The organism is Amycolatopsis sp. WAC 01376 (genome assembly GCF_003947415.1).
Taxonomy (GTDB): domain Bacteria; phylum Actinomycetota; class Actinomycetes; order Mycobacteriales; family Pseudonocardiaceae; genus Amycolatopsis.
In genome coordinates this window covers 381,787-401,734 of record NZ_QHKL01000008.1, presented here as the reverse complement: position 1 = coordinate 401,734, position 19,948 = coordinate 381,787, and the positions used below count along the sequence as shown (strand labels likewise).

19 protein-coding genes are annotated in these 19,948 nt (G+C 68.3%); 11 read left to right on the top strand and 8 right to left on the bottom strand.

Going from position 1 to position 19,948, the window contains the following annotated elements; genetic code table 11:
- Positions 1-139 precede the first annotated feature (139 nt).
- On the bottom strand, positions 140-1,063 hold the full coding sequence (locus tag DMH03_RS35050) for a helix-turn-helix domain-containing protein (protein ID WP_125796293.1): 924 nt from the start codon (positions 1,061-1,063) through the stop codon (positions 140-142).
- 181 nt (positions 1,064-1,244) lie between these two features.
- Between DMH03_RS35050 and DMH03_RS35045 the strand changes: the two genes are divergently transcribed.
- Positions 1,245-2,447 carry a cytochrome P450 gene (locus DMH03_RS35045; protein WP_125796292.1) on the top strand — a complete coding sequence of 401 codons (1,203 nt, stop codon included), beginning with the start codon at positions 1,245-1,247 and terminating at the stop codon, positions 2,445-2,447.
- A 5-nt stretch (positions 2,448-2,452) separates the two neighbouring features.
- On the top strand, positions 2,453-2,632 hold the full coding sequence (locus DMH03_RS35040) for a ferredoxin (protein WP_125785784.1): 180 nt from the start codon (positions 2,453-2,455) through the stop codon (positions 2,630-2,632).
- A 46-nt stretch (positions 2,633-2,678) separates the two neighbouring features.
- On the opposite strand, the gene DMH03_RS35035 is transcribed toward DMH03_RS35040, so the two are convergent.
- A complete protein-coding gene (locus DMH03_RS35035) occupies positions 2,679-3,230 on the bottom strand; it encodes a snapalysin family zinc-dependent metalloprotease (RefSeq protein ID WP_125796291.1) in 552 nt (183 codons plus the stop codon).
- A gap of 137 nt (positions 3,231-3,367) precedes the next feature.
- On the opposite strand from DMH03_RS35035, the gene DMH03_RS35030 reads away from it, so the two are divergent.
- From DMH03_RS35030 to DMH03_RS35005, 6 genes are all read left to right on the top strand, one after another.
- Complete coding sequence (locus tag DMH03_RS35030) at positions 3,368-5,989, top strand: P-loop NTPase fold protein (RefSeq protein WP_125796290.1); 2,622 nt, start codon at positions 3,368-3,370, stop codon at positions 5,987-5,989.
- A 35-nt stretch (positions 5,990-6,024) separates the two neighbouring features.
- Positions 6,025-7,779, top strand: coding sequence for a substrate-binding and VWA domain-containing protein (locus DMH03_RS35025; RefSeq protein WP_125796289.1), 1,755 nt, complete (start codon positions 6,025-6,027; stop codon positions 7,777-7,779).
- Position 7,780: 1 nt separating this feature from the next.
- Entirely contained in the window at positions 7,781-8,293 is a 513-nt protein-coding gene (locus DMH03_RS35020) for a hypothetical protein (protein ID WP_125796288.1), read from the top strand.
- Positions 8,294-8,343: 50 nt separating this feature from the next.
- The gene (locus tag DMH03_RS35015) at positions 8,344-8,709 is read left to right on the top strand and encodes a hypothetical protein (RefSeq protein WP_007034234.1); all 366 of its coding nucleotides are present in this window, start codon (positions 8,344-8,346) and stop codon (positions 8,707-8,709) included.
- A 29-nt stretch (positions 8,710-8,738) separates the two neighbouring features.
- Positions 8,739-9,440, top strand: a complete 702-nt coding sequence (locus DMH03_RS35010) for a Crp/Fnr family transcriptional regulator (protein ID WP_125785789.1) — start codon at positions 8,739-8,741, stop codon at positions 9,438-9,440.
- Positions 9,441-9,561: 121 nt separating this feature from the next.
- Entirely contained in the window at positions 9,562-10,251 is a 690-nt protein-coding gene (locus tag DMH03_RS35005) for a hypothetical protein (RefSeq protein WP_125796287.1), read from the top strand.
- A 219-nt stretch (positions 10,252-10,470) separates the two neighbouring features.
- Here the strand turns inward: DMH03_RS35005 and DMH03_RS35000 are convergent, their stop codons facing one another.
- The 5 genes from DMH03_RS35000 to DMH03_RS34980 form a co-directional block, all read right to left on the bottom strand.
- Positions 10,471-11,916: a DUF1996 domain-containing protein gene (locus tag DMH03_RS35000; protein ID WP_125796286.1), complete on the bottom strand. Its 1,446-nt coding sequence runs from the start codon at positions 11,914-11,916 to the stop codon at positions 10,471-10,473.
- A gap of 167 nt (positions 11,917-12,083) precedes the next feature.
- Positions 12,084-12,638: a hypothetical protein gene (locus tag DMH03_RS34995; RefSeq protein ID WP_125796285.1), complete on the bottom strand. Its 555-nt coding sequence runs from the start codon at positions 12,636-12,638 to the stop codon at positions 12,084-12,086.
- A gap of 119 nt (positions 12,639-12,757) precedes the next feature.
- Positions 12,758-14,275 carry a tripartite tricarboxylate transporter permease gene (locus tag DMH03_RS34990; RefSeq protein WP_125796284.1) on the bottom strand — a complete coding sequence of 506 codons (1,518 nt, stop codon included), beginning with the start codon at positions 14,273-14,275 and terminating at the stop codon, positions 12,758-12,760.
- A complete protein-coding gene (locus DMH03_RS34985) occupies positions 14,275-14,772 on the bottom strand; it encodes a tripartite tricarboxylate transporter TctB family protein (protein ID WP_125796283.1) in 498 nt (165 codons plus the stop codon). Before DMH03_RS34985 ends, DMH03_RS34990 begins: the two co-directional genes overlap by 1 nt.
- Positions 14,769-15,737: a tripartite tricarboxylate transporter substrate binding protein gene (locus DMH03_RS34980; RefSeq protein ID WP_125796380.1), complete on the bottom strand. Its 969-nt coding sequence runs from the start codon at positions 15,735-15,737 to the stop codon at positions 14,769-14,771. Before DMH03_RS34980 ends, DMH03_RS34985 begins: the two co-directional genes overlap by 4 nt.
- A 132-nt stretch (positions 15,738-15,869) precedes the next feature.
- Here DMH03_RS34980 and DMH03_RS34975 point away from each other — a divergent pair, with 132 nt between their 5' ends.
- Entirely contained in the window at positions 15,870-17,402 is a 1,533-nt protein-coding gene (locus tag DMH03_RS34975; protein WP_125796282.1) for a sensor histidine kinase, read from the top strand.
- Entirely contained in the window at positions 17,399-18,061 is a 663-nt protein-coding gene (locus tag DMH03_RS34970; protein ID WP_125796281.1) for a response regulator, read from the top strand. The genes DMH03_RS34975 and DMH03_RS34970 overlap by 4 nt, the downstream gene beginning before the upstream one ends.
- Positions 18,062-18,069: 8 nt before the next feature.
- Here DMH03_RS34970 and DMH03_RS34965 read toward each other — a convergent pair whose 3' ends face one another.
- Positions 18,070-18,861: a dienelactone hydrolase family protein gene (locus DMH03_RS34965; protein WP_125796280.1), complete on the bottom strand. Its 792-nt coding sequence runs from the start codon at positions 18,859-18,861 to the stop codon at positions 18,070-18,072.
- A gap of 73 nt (positions 18,862-18,934) precedes the next feature.
- Between DMH03_RS34965 and DMH03_RS34960 the strand changes: the two genes are divergently transcribed.
- Complete coding sequence (locus tag DMH03_RS34960) at positions 18,935-19,939, top strand: GlxA family transcriptional regulator (RefSeq protein WP_125796279.1); 1,005 nt, start codon at positions 18,935-18,937, stop codon at positions 19,937-19,939.
- Positions 19,940-19,948 lie beyond the last annotated feature (9 nt).

The window sequence follows — 19,948 nt, the reverse complement described above, 5'->3', positions numbered from 1 at the left end:
ACCAGCCATCATCGCCGGAAATCGGCAACAGTCACCACGCCGACCCACCAGTACCGCAACCGCCGATGACCGCACACCCCACCACCAACCATCGTTCGCCGATAACCGGCGACACCCCAGCCCCGCAAGCCACCCAGACTCAAGACCCCAAAGCCGCCAACTGCGCCCCCGTCAACCGTTCCGCCGCCGCAACCGCGCGATACTCCCCACCGGCACGAACCACCCGCACCGGCCCGGCGATGTGCGGTTGTTCTTCCGCCACCCGCAAAGCGGCCAAGACCCGTTCCTCGCCCCACCCCAAGGCAGCCGAAAGTGCCGTGGCGGAAAGGGCGTGTCCGGCGTGCAGGAGGGCGGCGAGGGCGGTCAGGGCGTCGGCGGCGTACAGGGCGACGCGGTCGTCGAGCATGACGTCGTTGATGCGTGCGTGGAAGCGGGAGAGGTCGTCCATGCGGGTGCCCGCGGGTGTCGCGATGCCGAGGACGTCGGCGCCGCGGCGGGCGATCTTGACCCATTCTTGGTTCGCGCGGACGCTTTCGGCCCATACTCGCTGGGGCATCTCTTCGTCGATGACGTACTGCTCGCGGCGTCCGTCCCGTACGCGGCGGAGCATCGCTTGCGTTTCGAGGTAGGCGACGGCGTTCGAGATCGACGCCGGGCTGACCTGGAGCCGGTGGGCGAGTTCGGCCGCGGGGAGAACGCCGTCGTCGCTGACGGACAGGCAGGCGAGCACCCGTGCCGTCATGCGGGGGAGGCCGGTGGCCACCATGATGTCGGCGAACTCGGCTTCGAAGGCGCGCACGGCTTCCGGGTTCCGGCCGTAGCCGTGCGAGACGGCCGCGACGACGCGGGCGGGGTGCTGGCGGCGGCGCCGGGCGCGTTCGCCGGTCGCGCGGTTCGCTTCTTCGGCGCGGTAGCCGGAATGGCCGCTGTTGCGCGCGACCTCACGGCTGATCGTCGACGTCGGGCGCCCGAGACGGCGGGCGATCTCGGCGTAACCGAGGCCGTCCTTGAGCCAGGTCGCGATCAGACGGCGATCCTCCTGCGTCAGCCTGCCGCCCGGCATGGCACCTCCTGTGCGTTCACTCGCAGATCATTGCAACGACGCGTTGCATTCACTGACAAGAACGTTGCAACGATTTCCGAAATCTACCAGCAAATACGCCCAAAAAGCCATCCCGGAGCTTTGAGCGATCTGTAAATGCAACGTAGCCTTTGAGCAGCGGTAAAAACTGGGAGGAACAGCAATGACCACGTCGGTACCCCATCTCACGGAACTGCCCCTCGAACGCCCGAAGGGCTGCCCGTTCGACCCGCCCGCCGAGCTCGGGCCGCTGCGCGACGAGCATCCGCTCGTCCGGCTGACGTTCCCCGACGGGCACGAAGGCTGGCTCGCGACGGGCCACGCGATCGTCCGCGCCGTCGTCGCGGATCCGCGGTTCAGCGCCCGGCAGGAGCTGATGCACACGCCGCTGCCGGGTCCGGCCGCGATGGCGGAGATGCCGCCCGCGCAGCCGGGGATGTTCATCAGCCTGGACGGCGAAGAGCACGCGCGATACCGCAAGCTGCTCACCGGCAAGTTCACCGTCCGCCGGATGCGGCAGCTCACCGAACGGGTCGAGCAGGTGACCACCGAACACCTGGACGCCATGGAGCGGCAAGGAACGACGGCCGATCTGGTGCCCGCCTTCGCGCAGCCCATTCCGGCGCTGATGATCTGCGAGCTCCTCGGTGTCCCCTACGCCGACCACGAGTTCTTCCGCCGCAACGTCGCGCCGTTGAACCGGCCGGACGCGTCGATGGAGGAACAGGAAGCCGCCATCAACGCGCTGGGTGGCTACCTTTACGAACTCATCGTGGCCAAACGGGCCGCGCCGACCGACGACATCCTCGGCGAACTGGTCACCACGGACCTCACCGACGAAGAGCTCACCAGCATCGCGTTCCTCTTGCTGGGGGCCGGGTTGGACACCACGGCGAACATGCTGGCACTGGGGACTTTCGCGCTGCTGCGGCATCCGGACCAGCTCGCCGTCCTGCGCGAGGACCCGGAGAGCATCGAAGGCGCGATCGAGGAACTCCTGCGCTACCTGACGATCGCGCATACGGGCGTCCGCACCGCGCTCGAAGACGTCGAGATCGGCGGCCAGGTCGTGAAGGCGGGTGAGGTGGTCGCGCTTTCGGCGACGGCGGCCAACCGCGACCCGCTGAAGTTCCCGGACCCCGATCGGCTCGATGTCCGCCGCAACGCCGCCGGGCACGCCGCTTTCGGGCACGGGGTGCACCAGTGTCTCGGCCAGCAGCTCGCGCGAGTCCAGATGAAGGTCGCCTTCACCGGGCTGCTCGGCAGGTTCCCGGCGCTGCGCCTTGCCGTCCCGGCCGACGAGATCCCGCTGCGGACGGACTCCGACATCTACGGGGTGTACGCGCTCCCGGTGGCCTGGGGCTGATCGCGATGAGGATCGAAGTGGACCGGGAACGGTGTGTGGGCGCCGGAATGTGCGTCCTGACCGCGCCGGAGGTGTTCGGACAGGACGAGGAAGACGGCCGGGTCCGGTTGCTGGACCCGGAACCGGCCGGGATCGGCGACGCCGCGCAGTCGTGCCCGGCGGCGGCGATCACGGCGGACGACTGAGAAAACAGGCCAGGGGGTGCCGGGCGGGCACCCCCTGGCCCGGGGATCAGCCGACCTCGGCGAGGACCTTGCCCGCGTCGGCGCTCTGCACGGCGGTGCCGGCGTAGAGCTGCTGGACCCTGGCCTTCTCCTGCGCGTTGGGGTTCACGCTGGTGCAGCTGACGCCACCGGTCGAGCCGGACATCAGCGACGAGCACGGGCCGGGCTTCACGTCGGGCAGGCCGAGGCTGTGCCCGAGTTCGTGGGAAGCGATGCGGGGCGTGTGGTAGCCCTGCTGGACGGCCTGCCTGCCCATCCACACGGTGACCGTGCCGCCGGGGCGGACCGGACCGAGCGTGGCGCGCGGCCAGCCGTTGTCGGCGATGACCCGGATGTTGACCCGCTGCCCCGGTGTCGCCTTCACGATGCGGACGTTGGTGACGTTGGTGTTCCAGACGTTGACGCCTGCCGCCACCGCGTCCTTGAACTCCGCGGCCTGGCTGTCGTCGTAGGTCAGGGTGGTCGCCATGATCTCGGCGGCACCGGCGGAGGGTGCCGAGAGCACCGAGATGGAGAGCGCGGCGCCGGTGAGCACCGCGGCGAAGGTACGTCGAAGCACGTTGAACTCCTCGCGTTTAAGGCGTGCTGGAATTTCGGAGCAGTTTCGACCCTGACCCTTTCGAGGCGCTCGGGGTACCCGCCGATAGTCGCCTGTCGTTAACCATGATCTTGACGCGACCGGAAGACTGTGCGGTTATGACCACGGCACGTTTCACCGGACACGAAGAACCGATCCTCGCCGTCGCGGTGAAGGGAAATCGCCTGGTCACCGGAGGTGCGGACCGGACGGTGCGGGTCTGGGACCTGGAGACCGGCGCGCTCCGGTTCACCTTCGGCGGGCACGATCGGCCCGTGCTCGCGGTGGGTATCTCGGGTCAGCACGTGGTCGGTTGCGATGGGGTGACGGTGCGGCGCTGGCGGATCGCCGGTGGCGAGGCGCATCCGCCGGAGGTCCAGACCACCAAGCGGACCGTCGCGGTCGCGGTGGCGAACGAATTCGCCGTGTCCGGCGCGGGAAGCACCGTCGAGGTCCGGCGGCTGGACGGGGTGACGGTGCGTGTGTTCCGCACCGGTGACCCGGAGATCGAATCGGTCGCGGTGACCCCGGACGGCCTGGTCGTCGTCGCCGGGGACGACACCGGCGGCGTGCGGCTCTGGGACAAGGAAGTCGTTTCCCACTACCGGTTCGGCGGCGCGGGCGCGGTCCACGTGGTCGCGATCTCGGCCGACGGCGGGCACGTGCTCTCCGGCGAGGGCGAGACGGTCCGGTTGTGGGGGCGCGAGGGCGATCCGGCCCTCGTCTTCCCAGGACACGGCGGTGCGGTGCGGGCGCTGGCCTTCAGCCCGGACGGCAAACTGGTGCTCTCCGGCGGTTCCGACGGCGAGGTCCGCGTCCGCGAGATCGACGACCCGGCGGGCTACACGCTCCTCAAGGGACATCGGGGGAACGTCCGCGCGATCGCCTGCACCGCGGGCGGCGAGAAGATCGTCACGGTCGGGGACGACCGCACCATCCGGGTGTGGGACCGCTTCGGCAACCAGATCGACGGGACCGGTTTCGTCGAACCCAAACCGGGCAGGGCCCGGCCGCGGATCACGCCCGACGTCGAAAGCCCGGTCGACCTGATCGGTTTCCACGACGACGTACGCACCCTCGCCGCGGTCATCGCCGACCGGGAGACCAGCCCGCCGTTGTGCGTCGCGCTGCTGGGCCCGTGGGGTTCCGGCAAATCCAGTTTCGTGCGGCAGGTGAGCGACCGGGTGGCCGAACTGGCCCGCCGGTCCCGCGGCGACGCCGCCAACAGCGTGTTCGCCGGCGAGATCCGGCAGATCCGGTTCAACGCCTGGCAGTACCACGACGACCATCTGTGGGTCGGCCTGGTGGACCACCTGTTCCGTAACTTGGGAGCGCCCGAAACACACGCGGACGCCGGTGAGGTCCGTGCCGAACGTGAGGAACTGCGCACCCGGCTGGCCGGCCTGCGCGCGGTCAAGGCGGATTCCCCGCGCACCTGGCGCTGGCGTCTCCTGGTGTCCGGAGTGGACCGGGCGGAACGCCGACGGCGGAGGCTCGCCGTCGCGGGCTACGCGCTCGCCGGTGTGCTCGGCGTCGTCGCGACGATCACCGGCTGGGCGTTGTGGCACAACACGATCCTCGCCGTGGCGCCCGCCGTCGTCGCGCTCGGCGCCGTGCTGACCCCGGCGCTCACCACCGCCAGGTCGGCCCTCGCGCCGGTCAAGTCCACTTTGGACAAACTGCGGTTCGACGTCGACAAACGCGCGGAACGGTTCGAGACCGAAATCCGGGAGACCGAGGAGCGGCTCCGGCGGCTGGACGCGGCCACCCGGCTCGGCGAGCTGATCGAGGAGGCGAAGGCCGGCAGATACGGGGACTACCAAGGGGTTTTCGCGCGCGTCCGGGAGGACCTCGTGAAGCTGAGCGCCGATCTGGAGGAGGCGCGCCGGGAATGGCAACTGGCCGGAGGCACGGGCAAGCCGCCGCTGGAACGGATCGTGCTCTACATCGACGACCTCGACCGCTGCCCGCCGTCGAAGGTGATCGAAGTGCTCGCCGCGGTGCACCTCCTGTTGGCCCTGCCCGCGTTCGTCGTGGTGGTGGCCGTCGACCCGAGGTGGTTGCGGCGCTGTCTCGACCAGCACCACGAAGAGCTCTTCGGCACCGGGGAAGCACGGCAGGCGGAATACCTCGACAAGATCTTCCAGATCGTGTTCGCCCTGCGTCCCATGGGAGCCGCGGCGGACGAGCTGATCGACACCCTCATGCCCATCGAAGCATCGGAACCGGCGCCGTCCGATTACGAAGAATGGCCGGAGGACGGGAACAAGCCCGAACGCGGTGAGACGGCGGAGGTCGTCGTCGAGGACACGGCCCCGCCGACGTTCTACAACATGCGGCCGGATCGGCTGCGGCTCACCGAAGTAGAACGAGATTTCGTCCATTCGCTGCGGAAAAGGCTGAACACGCCGCGCGAGATCCGGAAACTGGTCAATCTCTACCGGCTGGTCCGCATCGGCATTCCCGACGCGGAACTGACGCGGTTCGTCGGCGGTCCCTATCGGGCGGTGCTCGTCCTGCTGACCCTGCTGGTCGCCGATCCGGACGCCGCGCGCTCGACCTTCGCCGCCCTTTCCGCCGGGGAATCGTTGTCCGGCGCCTTTCCACCTGAATGGCGGCTAGACGCCGAATCCTTCGATGATCTACAGGTCTATCGGAATTGGGTGGGCACCCTCGCCCGCTTCAGTTTCGAAACCTGCGATCTCGTGACCGAGGAGCCGGAACCTGGAACCACGTTGTAGCTACACTTGCCCGCTACAACGGCTAGGGGGCGCGCATGCGGAGATCAGGCTGGGTTTCGCTCGTCTTCGGCGCGCTCGTCGGGACGCTCGTGATCGTCCTGCTCGCGACCACGGTCACGGCGCCGTCGAACGCGACGAGGACCGACTGCGTCCGGCTGGTCGTCAGTTCCTCCACGGAGAAGGGCGACCTGGTCGCCGAACTGGCCGAGCGGTACAACAACACCGGCCGGACGTTCGACGGCGGGCGGTGCGCGAAGGTCGAGGCGTTCAAGAAGACCTCGGGTGCCACGCTCGACCTCATCGCCGAGGGCTGGAACGACATCGACGAGCGGCAACCCGAACCGCAGGCCTGGATGCCGAGTTCCTCGCTGTGGCTCGACCTGCTGCGCCAGCGCGGCAAAGGGGACCTGATCGCGAACGGTCCGAAGACCTCGCTCGCGACGAGCCCGATGGTGATCGCGATGCCGGAACCGATGGCCAAGGAACTGGGCTGGCCGTCGAAGGGCATCGGCTGGAAGGACGTACTCGAGGTGAACCGCAACGGTGGCTGGGCCTCCACCGGTCCGGAGAACGCGAAGTGGGGCAACTTCACGCTGGGCAAGGACAATCCGCGCCGGTCGACCTCGGGGCTCGCCGCGACCATCGCGACCTACTTCGCGGCGACGGGCGGCGACTACGGCAAGATCGACACGGCGGAAACCGTCCAGTTCGTCCGCGGGATCGAGGCCTCGGTCGCCTACTACAGCGACGATTCGGTGGCCTTCCTGAAGACGCTGTACGAAGAGGACCAGAAGAAGCCCACGCCCTACATCAGCGCGATGGCGATGCAGGAACAGATGGTCTACCTCTACAACCACGGCGCGCCGACCGGGAACCCGAAACAGCTGGGGAAGGAGCCGGCCCCGCTGAACCGGCCGCTCGTCGCCGTGCACCCGAGCGAGGGGACGATGCTGATCGACCATCCCTTCCTCACCACCGCCAAGGCGTCGCCGGAACAGCGATCGGCGGCCAAGGACTTCTACGACTTCCTGCGGGAGCCCGCGCAGCAGGACCGGTTCCGTGACCTCGGCTTCCGTGACCCGGAGGGCCGCGGGAACGACAAGCTGGCCAAGGGCGTGCACACCGAAGGGGTCGCCGAACCGCGGCCCATCGGGGTGCCCACCGGTGAACAGATCCAGAAGATGCTGGACGGCTGGGAGTACACGCAGCGACGCGGCCGGATCCTGCTGGTGCTGGACCTTTCCGGCTCCATGAACGAGCCGTTCGACAAGAACCGCAAGGACAAGCCGTATTCCGAAAGCCGGATAGCGCTGCTGAAACCCGCGATCCGCAAACAGCTCGAGTACCTGCATCCCGAGGACGAGGTGGGGCTGTGGACGTTCTCGGACGGGTATGAGGAAAAGATGCCGATCGGCAAGGTGAAGAACGTCCGGGGCCCGATGCTCGGCCTCGTCGACAACCTGACCCCGAAAGGGGATACGGCGCTGTACCAGACCGTGATCGCGGCCAACGACAAGATGCGCCGCGAGTTCGACCCGAAGCTCATCAACGCCGTCGTCTTCCTGACCGACGGGGAGAACACCGAGGCCGGGACCAAGGAGCAGGTGCTGCAGAACGTCGACGCCGAGCGGCTGGACAACTCCGTCCGCATCTTCACCATGGCCTACGGCGCGCAGGCGGACAGCCGGGTCCTCGACGAGATCGCGCAGAAGTCCAAGGCCCGCAGCTATCAGGCCGTCGACCCGCACGGCATCGACAAGATGTTCGTCAACGTCTTCAGCAACTTCTGACATGGCCGATCACGACAACCGCCCGTTCCACGTCGTCGCGGTGGTGCTCAGCCTGATCGCCGGGCTGATCGGCCGCGCGGTGACCTACCCGCATCCGGCGGCTTGGCTCTTCGGGGCTGTCGCCGTTCTCGCCGTGCTGATTCCGGCCGAGACCGCGTTCTTGGTGTTGAACAGCAGGCGATCGAAGCCGCCGAGGGAGGTCCGCGCGCCGGCGTCCGACAACGCCTACGACCATTTCAGCCTGCTCGGGCGGGCGCTGACGGCCATCGAAGAGGTGCGGCCGGGCGAGACCGAGCTCGCGGCCGTCTTCCGGCGGGCGGTGTCGCGACTGGAGAACGGGAAGGGCCGGAACACGCCCGGAGTCGTCGAACTGCGGGTGACGGTGAAGCAGACCACCGAGAAGCTGGAACGACACGCGCGGGACGAGAACCCGGATCCGGTGATGCTCGTCGAACGGTTGCGGCTGTACCGGGAAACGCTCGAAGAGGCCATCGAGGCGGCCGAACCGGGTTGAGTGTTCGGTGCCGAACAGACTACGGCCGTGCGTCATGCTGATCTGACAGCATGCCGTTGATCGGGCGCCGGGTTGTCGAGGGCGTGGAACATGTGGTCGTACCGGTGGAGCACCGGTTCAGCCTGGAGGAAGCCGTACTGGCGGTGATGGCCGCCAAGAGCACCGTGCGGCCCGCTCCGGGAATCAAGGTCGCTCCGCTCAAGGTTTCGGAGGTACGGTCAGCGCTGCTCTATGCGGCGAAGCACGCCGATAGGCGACACCAGATCGTGGACAGCTATTTCGTCGAGGCCGAAGACGGACCGTTGCACCGGCTGGCCGAGTGGATCAGATCGGAACTGGTCCGCCTGGGCATCTTCACCACGCACGACGGTTCCGCCGCCGGATCGGGTGGCCGATTCGGTTACTCTCCGCGATAGGTGTTCACGACTGCCTGGGAGGGTGTTTCGTGGGTTTGGGCCCGGAGGCCGCCGAAGAGAGAGAACGTCCGTTCCTGGAGCGGCTGGACGAACCCGTCCGTGCCCGGTTGCTGGAGATGGGCACCCCGCAGACCTACGAGAGCAGACAGGCGCTGATGCGCTCGGGCGAGCCCGGCGACTTCGTCATGCTGCTGCGGCACGGTTATGTGAAGGTGACCAGCGCCGACCGGATGGGTGCGACGGTCATCCTCGACGTCGGGGTGCCCGGCGATCTGCACGGCGAGATCGCGGTGATCGCGGGCGGCATCCGGATGGCCGACGTCGTCGCCATCGAAGAGGTGCACGTCCGGCGTATCGCGGCGAGCGAGTTCAACCGGTTCCTGCTGGATCATCCGGCGGCGATGCGGGAGGTGCTCGTCAGCGTCGCCCGGCGGTTCGTGCTCGCCCAGCGGCAGCGGACGCAGTCCTGGAAACCGCAGGCGGTGGCGCGGGTCGCGACGCGGCTGGACTATCTCGTCGACGTCTGTGGCATCCGGACACCCGCCGGCTGGCGCATCGGGATCCCGTTGAGCCAGGACGAACTCGCGCAGTTCATCCCGATGGGCCGGACCATGGTCGCGCAGGCACTGGACAAGCTCCGGAAGGCGGGAGTGGTGGCCAGTTCGCGCCGTGCGATCACCGTGCTCGACCGCGAGGCGTTGCGGGTGATCACGGAAAAAGGTGTGACTTAGCTCACTGGCGTTGACCAGCGCGAGGTCACGTTTTGTTCGGTTCCGAACAGAACTTCCGGTGAGGAGTGGGAACACTGCTTCCTGCCGCCAGTTTTCACCGATCAGGGGAGGGGTCGCAGAGATGCAGGTGCTGACCTCAGGCCAATACAACGCGCACACCCACGCCGTGCTGTCCGTCGACATCGTCGGTTCGTCCAGGGCCAGTGACGACCTGCTGGACCCGATGAAGAACGAGATGGAAACGCTGGTTTCCCGCTCGTTCACCGCGGTCGGGCTCGCGCCGGGGGAAGCGCGTCACTTCCGGGAGACCGGGGACGGGCTGATGGTCGCGTATCCGGACCACGCCGTCGGCCAGCTCTGCGAGGTCGTGTTCCACCTGGACCATCTGCTCCGGACCCGCAACCGCTACGCCAGGGTCCCGATGCGGGCGCGGGTGGCGGTCCACATGGGACCGATGGCGGACAACCACCGTTACCACCGCACGTACATCACGCTGACCCGGTTGCTGTGCGCCTCCACCTTCAACGACGCCGTCGGCTACTGGTGCCGTTCGGATCCGACGGGCGACAAGTTCGGCGCCGGGATGATCGTCTCGCAATCCGTGTGGCGCAACGTGGTCGAACCGTTCGGGGTCGCGCTGGTCCCGCCCGCCCGCTGTGCCCGGATCAGCGTCACGACCCCGGATTTCGCGGACAGCGCGTGGATCCACTTGCCAGGCCTGGACGCCGAGGCGGTCCTCGCCGAACTGAACCCCGCTGTCGCGGTGCCGCTCGTGTTCGACCGGGTGAGCCGGTTGTCCACGACGGCCTGACCCAGACCGGGCGGTCCGGTTTCCAGGGAGGGAAAGCCGTATCGCTCGCCGGTTCCCGGCCCGGAACCCCTACGCCGGGCCGGGAACCGGACCCCCGGCGCGGGGGGTGGGGGCGCGGGTCATCCCCGCCGCGCCCCCTCGCGGAGAAATGTCATGAAAGGGTCGTTCAGGACGAAAAACGTCTTGAACGACTCTTTCATGACATCCTGCGGATTCGCCCTACTGCCTGCAGCGTTTACCGCTGTTGATGCACTTCACCAGCTGGTTCATCAGCCGCTGCGACATGACGTTCGCGAAGTCGTCGTGGTCGGAGCGCGGGTTGTGCTTCTCCTGCGCGAAAGCGTCGACCGCGTACTGACCGGCCGCCTGGATGTCCGCCGGGATGTCGTACACCAGCGTGATCCGCAGCTGCGGCACGTTCTTGAAGCCGCGCGGGCATTTCCCGTTCCGGTCGGAGAACACGATATGCGTGCGGTGGTTGGCGCTGTCGGTGTTCTTGCCGTCCCAGCAGTTCGGGAACGCGTGGACGCGGGCGACCTTGCTGCCTCGCGGGCAGATCGGGTACAGCTCGGTGAGCCGGTCCTCGAAGCCGGTGCAGGTCCAGCTCGGCCGTGCGTTGGCCGGGCCGTTGGTGCTCTGCTTGGCATCGCCGTAGAGCACGCGCAGGAACTTCGGCATCGCGACGACCCGGCGGGCGCCGCCGCTGGTGAAGGTCAGGTCGACCTTCTCGGCGCGCTGGATCTCGCCTTCGTTGTCGCCGATCTCGTTGTTGTCGTTGACGCCGGGCAGGTCCGCGGCCTTGCCGTCGGACTTCTTCTTCTCGGCGTCGCCCGTCGCGTTGACGTTGCTGTTCTCGCCGCCGTTGTCGAGTCCGCCTTCGCCGTTCTGCTTCACCGCGCAGCCGGCGAGCTGGTCTTCGTTCTTCGCGACCGGTTTGCCGGCTTGCCGCATGGTGTCGGCGATCTCCTTGATCGACGGCTTCCGCTTGTTCTTCAGCTCGTCGAGCACCTGGGCCGCTTGTTTTCCTTGCGCCAGCTGGTTGTTCGCGTTGTCGGAGTCCTGGTCGAGTTTGTCGAGGTTCTCGTCGACCGCGGGCATGGCCTGGTCGGGGACCTCGCTGAGCTCGTCGAGTTCGCTGGCGACGTCGGGGCAGTCGACCTGGGCGGCGGCCTCGTCCTTGGCCGCGTTCGCGCGGTCGGCGGCGAGTTTCTCCTCGTTCGCCGCCTCGTTTTCTTCCTCTTCCTCGGTGTTGATCCGGATGACCGGCCAGAAGTACGCGGACTTGTCGCCGTTCTTGCAGGTCGTGCCCGCGCGCAGCAGGCTCTTGTTGTTCGAATCCGCGTTGGTCGACAGGTTCCCGACGTAGTCGTGGAGGTGCTCGGCTCCATTGCGGACACCGGGCTGGGCGATGAAGTTGTCGCCGTTGAAGTGGCCGTTCTCGTTGCGGCCGCAGTCCACGGTGAACGTTCCCCGTGCGCCTCGTTTCGCGAGGTCGAGGTTGACGTTGGTACCGCGCGGGACCTTCGTGATGTCGATGAAGAAAGACTTGTCCGCGCCGTCGGCCCTTGCCGCGTCGGGGGTTCCGGTCGTGGTGACCACGACGATCCCGCCGACCGCGATGGCGAGCGCGAGGCCGCCGGTGGCGACCTTGGTACGACGTGCCATGCGGTGGCGGCCGGCGGTTCTTTGGTTACGGGGCATGAACTTGTTCACCTCGTTCGGTGTCGTTGCCCGGAGCCCGGGGGAGGCGGCGCCGGCACCGCCGACGTCACTGACTCCGTGTTGGCTGAAACGGCCCCGGCGGACACCCGGTTCAAAACGCGACCTCGCCGTTATGCTTTCGTTACCTTCCGGCGGTGGTGATAAGCGAGCCCCAGCACGATGGTGATCGGCCCCCAGAGCGCGAGCGGCGCGATGCAGATCGTCGCCAGCGTTTCCCAGCCTTCGTTGATGTAGCCGACACTTTCGACCACTCCGAGCACGGTGAGGTGACGGTCTCCACCGAGGGGGATCGAGCTGAAGAGCGCGGTGAGGATCAAGCCTCCGGCCACGGCGGGAACGACCGCCGCCATCGGCCGGACCGCTTTGCCGCCGAGGAACGGGATCCATCGGGGCACCACCTCACCCCAGCCCCGGACCAGCCCGATGGCCAGGATCGCGATCGCCTCGGAAAGCACGCTCAGCGTGAGGACGTACGGGATGCTCAACCAGTAGTCCGGCATCTCGCGGTCGTGGACCTGCCCCATTTCGAAATGAACGGCAAAGGGCAGTCGCCACAGGCATGAAGGCAGCAGGAGCCAGGGGAGCGCGTAGGCGAGACGCGTCGCCCAGCGGGGAACCGGCCGTTCGGTGTCGCCGACGGCCGGGGGCCGGTGGAGGATCTTCATGAGACTGATCGTGTCGCCGTGGGGCGCCGGAAAGATCACTCGCGCGGACAAGTGTCCTCCTACCGGAGAGGGAAAGGCCCGGCCTCGGGGCAGTCGAGGCCGGGCCGGATTCCCACTGGTCAGGCGTCGACCTTGTCCTTGGACTCCGTCTCGGGAGCGGTGGGACGGGAAGGCAGGAAACGCTTGATCAGCGGGAAGAACAGGATCACCAGGATGATCACGTAGACCACGATCGCGAACGGGGTGTTGAACAACCCGCTCAGGCTGCCGTCGCTCAGTTGCAGCGCGCGCCGCATCTGCTGTTCGGCGGCCGGGCCGAGGATCACGCCGATGATCGCCGGCAGCACCGGGAGGCCGTAGCGGCGCATCGCGAAGCCGATCAGGCCGATCACGAACATCACGAGCAGGTCGAAGATGTCCGCGTTGACCGCGTACGCGCCGACACTGGCGAAGAACAGGATGCCCGCGTAGAGGTACGGCCGCGGGATCCGCAGCAGCTTCACCCACAGGGGTGCCAGCGGCAGGTTCAGCACCAGCAGCAGCGTCAGCCCGACGAACAGCGAGGCGATCAGGCCCCACACCAGCGAAGACTCCCGCTCGAACAGCAGCGGACCCGGCTGGATGCCGTACTGCTGGAACGCCGCGAGCATCACGCCGACGACCGCGGTGGTCGGCAGGCCGAGCGTCAGCATCGAGACCAGCGTCCCGGCGGCGGAGGCCGAAGCCGTCGCTTCCGGACCCGCGACGCCTTCGATGGCGCCCTTGCCGAACTCGTCCTTGTGCTTCGAGAGCCGCTTTTCCGTGACGTAGGAAAGGAACGTCGGGATCTCCGCGCCACCGGCCGGTACCGCGCCGAACGGGAACCCGATGAGCGGCCCGCGCAGCCACGGCTTCCACGTCCGCTTCAGATCGGCGCGCGAAAGCCACGGCCTGCCGACCGGGATCGGCTTGAACGCGTTGCGCCGCAGATGCGCGGCGACCCAGAGCGACTCACCGACCGCGAACAGCGCCACCGCGACGATGACGACGTCGATCCCGTCGGCCAGATGCAGCGAGCCGAAGGTCAGCCGCTGCTGGCCGGTCATCTCGTCCAGCCCGACCAGGCCGATGGTGAGCCCGATCAGCAGCGACGCCACGCCGCGGATCCGGGAGCTGCCGAGCACCGAGGTGACCGCGATGAACGCCAGCACCATGATCGCGAACAGGTCCGGCGCGCCGATGTCGACGGCGTGCTTCGCGATCATCGGGGCCAGCACGACCAGCGCGATCGTGCCGAGGATGCCGCCGATGAAATGCCCGATCGCGGCCGCCGCAAGCGCTTGCGCGCCGCGTCCCTTGCGGGCCATCGGGTTGCCGTCGATGGCTGCGACCACCGCCGCGCTCTCACCCGGCGTGTTCAGCAGGATCGACGTCGTCGAGCCGCCGAACATCCCGCCGTAGTAGATGCCGGCGAACATGATGAACGCGCCGGTGGGCTCCAGGCCATAGGTCACCGGGAGCAGCAGCGCCACCGCCATGGCCGGCCCGATCCCCGGCAGCACGCCGATCGCGGTGCCCAGCAGGACCCCGATCGCCGCCATCGCGATATGGGTCGGCGTCAGCGCGGTGCCGAAGCCGTCGATGAGTTGCTGAAGCATCAGAACACCTCCATCAACGGGCCACCGGGGAGCGGGACACCGAGCAGGTTGTTGAAGATCAGGAAGGTCGCGACGGACAGGCCCGCCGCGATCAGCGGGTCACGCACCAGGTTGCGGCTGCCGAGCGCGTACGCCGCGCCCCAGAACAGGATCGCGCCGGAGATCGGGAACCCGACCAGGCCGATCAGCGCCGCGTTGGCGAGGAAGGCACCGCACAGCAACAGGACCGTGCGCAGGTCGGCGGGTGCGGTGAGGTCGATGTCCTCGCCGCCCTCGGCCTCGCCCTTGCCACCGCGCAGCACGTCGCGCGCCAGCAGCACGGCGACGATCAGCAGCAGCGAGCCGACCAGGATCGGCACCGCCTTCGGTCCCACGGGACCGCGCTGGGCGAAGTCGGTGGGAATGCTCAGCGCGTCGGTGAGCACCAGGACGCCGAGCACCACGAGCCCGACGCTCACCCCGAGTTCGGAGCGCTCCTTCAGCCATGTGGTCGTCATGCCAGACCCAGCTCTTTCAGCACCGTTGCCACTCGAGTGTTCTCCTCTTTGAGAAACGAACCGAACTGCTCCCCGGGGGCGAACGCCCCGGTCCATCCGTTGCGCTGCAAGGCTTCCTGCCACTGCGGCGTCTTCTGCAGCCGGTCGAACAGGCCGACCAGCTTCGCCCGGTCCGCCTCGGTGATGCCGGGCGGAGCGACGATGCCGCGCCAGTTGGTGAACTTGACGTCCACACCGGACTCCGAAAGCGTCGGCGCGTCGATGCCGGGGATCCGCTTCTCACTGGTCACCGCCAGCACCCGGAGCGTGCCCGCCTGGATCTGGTCCCGGTATTCGCCGACACCCGAGACGCCGAACGCGACCTTGCCGCCGAGGACCGACGCGAGCAGCTCGCCGCCGCCGTCGAACTGGACGTAGTTGACCGCCTTGGGCGCGAGCCCGACCGCCTTCGCCATCAGCATCGGCGCCAGGTGATCCGGTCCGCCCGGCGACGAACCGCCGCCGACCTGGACCGCGCCGGGATCCTTCTTCCACGCCTCGATCAGCTGACCGATGTTCTGGTACGGCGAATCCTTGCCGACCACGACGATGTCCGACTCTTCGATCAGCTTCGCCACCGGCGTGGTGTCGAGCAGCGAAGACGGCGACTTGTTCGTGAACACGCTGCCGACGACGCCGAGCCCCATGGACATGACGAGTTTGCCGTTGCCGCGTTCGGCCACCGTTCGGCCGAGGCCGACCGTGCCGCCGGCGCCGGGGAGATTGAAGACCTCCGCGTTGCCGAGCAGGTCCGCGTCCTCCATCGCCTTGGTCGCCGTGCGCGCCGTGATGTCGTAACCGCCGCCGGGCGCGTTGGGCACGAGCACCCGCAACGACCGGATCTGCGAGCCCTCGTCGGCCTCGCTGCCCGGGGTGAGCAACGGTGGCACCAGCAAAACGGCGACGAGCGCCGCCGCGATGGCCAACCAGTTACTGGGCTTCACTGTGATCCCCGCCTCTCTGCCGCGTGGTTGGACATGTTGCACTCGTGTAAACAGAGATGTCCCGCTTGCGGGCCCAATGGTTGTTGTGTTCGTTTTGGTCACGCGGAGGTGGCGATGGGTGCTCGGGGTTCCTTGGCCCGCCAGCTCCTCGTATGGCAACTCGTAGTCGTGACCTGCCTACTGTGCGCGGTGGGCGTGCTGGCCGTCGTCCAGGCGGGGAACAACTTCCGCACGACCGAGGGACGCCGGGCGCTTTCGGTCGCGGAGAGTGTCGCCGCGCAGGGGGTCGTGGGTGACCTCGAGAACGGCCCGTTCGAACTGAACGCGCCCGCGGCGACCGCGCGGAGCTTCTCCGGGGTGGATTTCGTGGTGATCGCGGGAGCGGACCGCTATGTGCTCGCGTCACCGGATCCGGGTCAGGTGCGGACGCCGCTCGACATCGGGGAGAGCACTGTCCTCTCTGGACGGTCGTGGGTCGGCGAACTCGACGGTTCGATCGTGGCGCACGTCCCGGTGCTCGACGAAAAGGGCGGCAAGGTCGTCCGCATGGTCGCGGTGGGCTCGAAGACCCCCGGGTTCTTCGCCGGCGTGCTCGACTCGCCGGACAACGCGCTGCGGGTGCTGGGAGTCGCGCTGGTGATCGGCGTGAGCGGTTCGCTGCTGCTGGCGCGACGCGTGAAGAACCAGACGCTCGGCCTGGAACCGCACGAGATCACCGCACTGGTGGAAAACCGGGAGGCGCTCCTGCACGGCATCAAGGAGGGCGTCGTCGGCCTCGACCCGCAGCACCGGATCACCCTGGCGAACGATCAGGCCCGCGAACTGCTGGCGTTGCCGGAGGACGCCGTCGGCCGGTCGGTCGAGGAGCTCGATCTCAACGAACGGATCCGCGACCTGCTCACCGGCCGCGCGACCGGTGCCGACCAGATCGTGCTGCGGAAAGGGAAGGTGCTGACGCTGAACCGGATGCCGATCGACGTACGGGGAGCCGTCGTCACCTTGCGGGACCGCACCGACCTGATGACCCTGCGAGACGAACTCGACGCCAGCAGGCACGCCACCGACACGTTGCGGGCGCAGGCGCACGAGTTCAGCAACCGGCTGCATACGATTTCCGGGCTGCTGGAACTCGGGGAATACGAAGAGGTCCGCGGCTATGTCAGCCGGATCAGCTCGGCGCAGGGGGAGTGGCGCGCCGAGGTCGGCTCGCGGATCGGCGACCCGGCGGTGGCCGCGCTGCTGATCGCGAAGGCGTCGCTGGCCGCGGAACGCGGGGCCGGGCTGCGCATGGCCCCCGACAGCGAACTCGACCGTGTCGAGGACGGCCTCTCCACGGATTTGGTGACAGTGCTGGGAAATCTTGTCGACAACGCGTTGGACGCGCTGGGTGGTGAGCGTGGCTGGATCGAGGTCGGCGTGTGGCAGGAGGAGGACGAGGTGCGGGTCGAGGTCCGCGATTCCGGACCGGGGGTCGCCCCGGAGATCGCGGAAGAAGTGTTCGAGCACGGCTTCACCACGAAGGCCGCCGCACACGGCCAGCGCGGTCTCGGGCTCGCACTGATCCGGCAGGCGTGCGTCCGGCGGGGCGGTTCCGTCGAGGTGCACAACTCCGGCGGCGCGGTGTTCACGGCGAGGTTGCCGCGATGATCCGGGTCCTCGTCGTCGACGACGATTTCATGGTCGCGAAAGTCCACAGTGGATACGTCGCGCGCACGGAGGGGTTCGCCGTGGTCGGGGTCGCGCACACCGGCGCCGACGCGCTCCGCCTGGCGCGGGAGCTGAAACCGGATCTGGTGCTGCTGGACGTCTACCTCCCCGACCTCGACGGGCTTTCGGTGCTGCGGGAGCTGCGCGCCACCGAGGACGTCGACGTCATCCTGATCACCGCCGCGACCGACGTGGAGACCGTGCGGCAGGCGATGCGGGGCGGCGTCCTGCACTACCTGATCAAGCCGTTCGAGTACGCGTCCCTGCGGGATCAGCTCACGCATTTCGCGTCGCTGCACCAGCGGCTGGACCGGCTGGCCGAGGCGGGCCAGGCCGACGTCGACCAGGTCTTCGGCTCGCGGCCGAGCGCGAAACCCGTGCTGCCCAAGGGACTCACCGCGGAGACCGCGCGGCTGGTGGAGACCGCGCTGCGAGGCGCGCCCGGCGGGATGTCCGCGAGCGAATGCGCGGAGGCGACCGGCGTCGCGCGAGTGAGCGCGCGGCGGTACCTGGAGCACTTCGTGGCGACAGGGAAGGCCGAGGTGACCCTCAAGTACGGCGGTACAGGACGGCCCGAGCGGCGCTACCTCTGGTCCTGACCCCGCGTTTAGCCGGCTAAACGCGAGCCGAGAAAGGCCAGGATCTCGTCCCTGGCCCGGACGGTGGGATGGCCTTCCTGATCGACGAGGTGGGCGGTGACGACGCTGTGGGGGCAGGCCACGACGTCACGGAAGAACGGCGGCGGTTCGGGATTGGCCACCTCGTCCGGGAGGACGCGACCGTCGAACGCGTCACCGAGAAGTGCCCGGTACGCGGCGAAGCGCTGCCCTGTGCACCATCGGTCGTTCTCGAAGCGGTAGGCGAGCACCTTCAGCCCGTCGCGCTCGACGCGTTCGCGTATCCGGGCGGCGTCCGCGTCGCTGAGTTCCAGCCCGGCCGGGTCGTCCAGCGGCAGCGAAGGATGGTTGACGACGGGAGCGATGACGGCCGGTTCGAGGGTCATGCTGAGGGCGAAGTTGCCGGTGAAGCAGAGCCCGATCGCGCCGACGCCCGGCCCGCCGCACTCCTCGAACGCCTTCCGCGCCAGCCCGCGCAGCCAGGTCACGACCGGGCTCGTGCCGCCGCCGGCGAAGGCCCGGAACTCGGCGCTGACGCAGGCGCGGCGGACGACCTTCTCTCCGTCCGCGGCGGTGGGGAAAGCGCCGTCGACACCGAAGAGCGACGGAAGGAAGACGGTGAAACCCGCGTCCCGGATCCAGCGCGCGAAGCGGACGACGTCCGGGCTGATGCCCGGCATCTCCGGCATCAGCACCACCGCCGCCCCGGATCCGGCGACGTAGACGGTTTTGCCGACGCCGTCGACCTCGACGAGCCGTTTCGAGAAGTCCGCGAGGGTCATGGCGCCATCGTGCGGTGCGCCCGCCGGTTCGGACAGGGGCGAGATCGCCACATCATCGGGTAATCTCGCCATCATGGTGACCGCGCAGCGCGTCGGAGTACTCGCCTATCCGGGGTGTTTCGCTTCGGAGGTTTTCGGAGTTCCCGATCTCCTCACGATGGCCTCGCATGTCGCCGCGGATCCTTCGTATGAGGTCTCGATCCTGTCGCCGAGGCGGCGCGTGTTCGCCTCCGGCGGTGCGGTGATCACGGTTTCGCCGGTGCGGCCGGTCGATGTCCTGGTCGTCCCCGGGTTCGAGCTGTCGCCGGGACTCGACCTCGATACGCGGCTCAGGTCGCTGCGCCCGGAAATCGAAGCCATCAAATCCGCTTCGGAGGCGGGAGTCGCGGTGGTTTCGATCTGCGTCGGCGCGTTCCTGCTGGCCGACGCCGGCCTGCTCGACGGGCGGCGGTCGACGACCTCGTGGCTTTTCGCCGGACAGCTGGCCGATCGCTGCCCCGGCACCGAGGTCCTCCAGGACGAACTCGTGGTCACCGACAGCGGGGTGACCACGACGGGCGCGTTCAGCGCGATGTACGACTTCGCCATCGGGCTCATCCGTGAACACCACGGTGGCCGGGTCGCTCGCGCGACCGCGCGGATCGCCCTCGTCGACGACGCGCGGTCGAGCCAGGCGCCGTATGTCGACGCGGAACTGTTGCCCGCCACCGGCAGGGAGTTCTCCCAAGGCGTCAAACGCCGGCTGGACCAGAACCTGCACGAGCGGTACGACCTCGGACTGCTCGCCACGACGTTCCACGTCAGCGCGCGAACCCTCCTGCGGCGGTTTCGGGGCGAGACCGGCAAAACTCCGCTCGGCTACCTCCAGGAGGCGCGGGTGCGGCGGGCGAAGCATCTGCTGGAGACCACGGAGCGAACGATCGCCGGTATCGCCGCAGATGTCGGCTACCGCGATCCCGGGACGTTCAGCGCGGTCTTCGCCAGGCTGACCGGCCACCGGCCGCGGGACTACCGCGCGATGTTCAGGCGAAGCCGGGTGTCCACAGGCATTCGGGACACGAAGTGGACAACACCGTAGGCTCGGCTG

Bases quoted from the DNA above. Each gene is read 5' to 3' on its own strand.
- DMH03_RS35050 (WP_125796293.1), bottom strand. From the start codon at position 1,063: ATGCCGGGCGGCAGGCTGACGCAGGAGGATCGCCGTCTGATCGCGACC.
- DMH03_RS35045 (WP_125796292.1), top strand. From the start codon at position 1,245: ATGACCACGTCGGTACCCCATCTCACGGAACTGCCCCTCGAACGCCCG.
- DMH03_RS35040 (WP_125785784.1), top strand. From the start codon at position 2,453: ATGAGGATCGAAGTGGACCGGGAACGGTGTGTGGGCGCCGGAATGTGC.
- DMH03_RS35030 (WP_125796290.1), top strand. From the start codon at position 3,368: ATGACCACGGCACGTTTCACCGGACACGAAGAACCGATCCTCGCCGTC.
- DMH03_RS35025 (WP_125796289.1), top strand. From the start codon at position 6,025: ATGCGGAGATCAGGCTGGGTTTCGCTCGTCTTCGGCGCGCTCGTCGGG.
- DMH03_RS35020 (WP_125796288.1), top strand. From the start codon at position 7,781: ATGGCCGATCACGACAACCGCCCGTTCCACGTCGTCGCGGTGGTGCTC.
- DMH03_RS35015 (WP_007034234.1), top strand. From the start codon at position 8,344: ATGCCGTTGATCGGGCGCCGGGTTGTCGAGGGCGTGGAACATGTGGTC.
- DMH03_RS35005 (WP_125796287.1), top strand. From the start codon at position 9,562: ATGCAGGTGCTGACCTCAGGCCAATACAACGCGCACACCCACGCCGTG.
- DMH03_RS35000 (WP_125796286.1), bottom strand. From the start codon at position 11,916: ATGGCACGTCGTACCAAGGTCGCCACCGGCGGCCTCGCGCTCGCCATC.
- DMH03_RS34995 (WP_125796285.1), bottom strand. From the start codon at position 12,638: ATGAAGATCCTCCACCGGCCCCCGGCCGTCGGCGACACCGAACGGCCG.
- DMH03_RS34990 (WP_125796284.1), bottom strand. From the start codon at position 14,275: ATGCTTCAGCAACTCATCGACGGCTTCGGCACCGCGCTGACGCCGACC.
- DMH03_RS34985 (WP_125796283.1), bottom strand. From the start codon at position 14,772: ATGACGACCACATGGCTGAAGGAGCGCTCCGAACTCGGGGTGAGCGTC.
- DMH03_RS34975 (WP_125796282.1), top strand. From the start codon at position 15,870: ATGGGTGCTCGGGGTTCCTTGGCCCGCCAGCTCCTCGTATGGCAACTC.
- DMH03_RS34970 (WP_125796281.1), top strand. From the start codon at position 17,399: ATGATCCGGGTCCTCGTCGTCGACGACGATTTCATGGTCGCGAAAGTC.
- DMH03_RS34965 (WP_125796280.1), bottom strand. From the start codon at position 18,861: ATGACCCTCGCGGACTTCTCGAAACGGCTCGTCGAGGTCGACGGCGTC.
- DMH03_RS34960 (WP_125796279.1), top strand. From the start codon at position 18,935: ATGGTGACCGCGCAGCGCGTCGGAGTACTCGCCTATCCGGGGTGTTTC.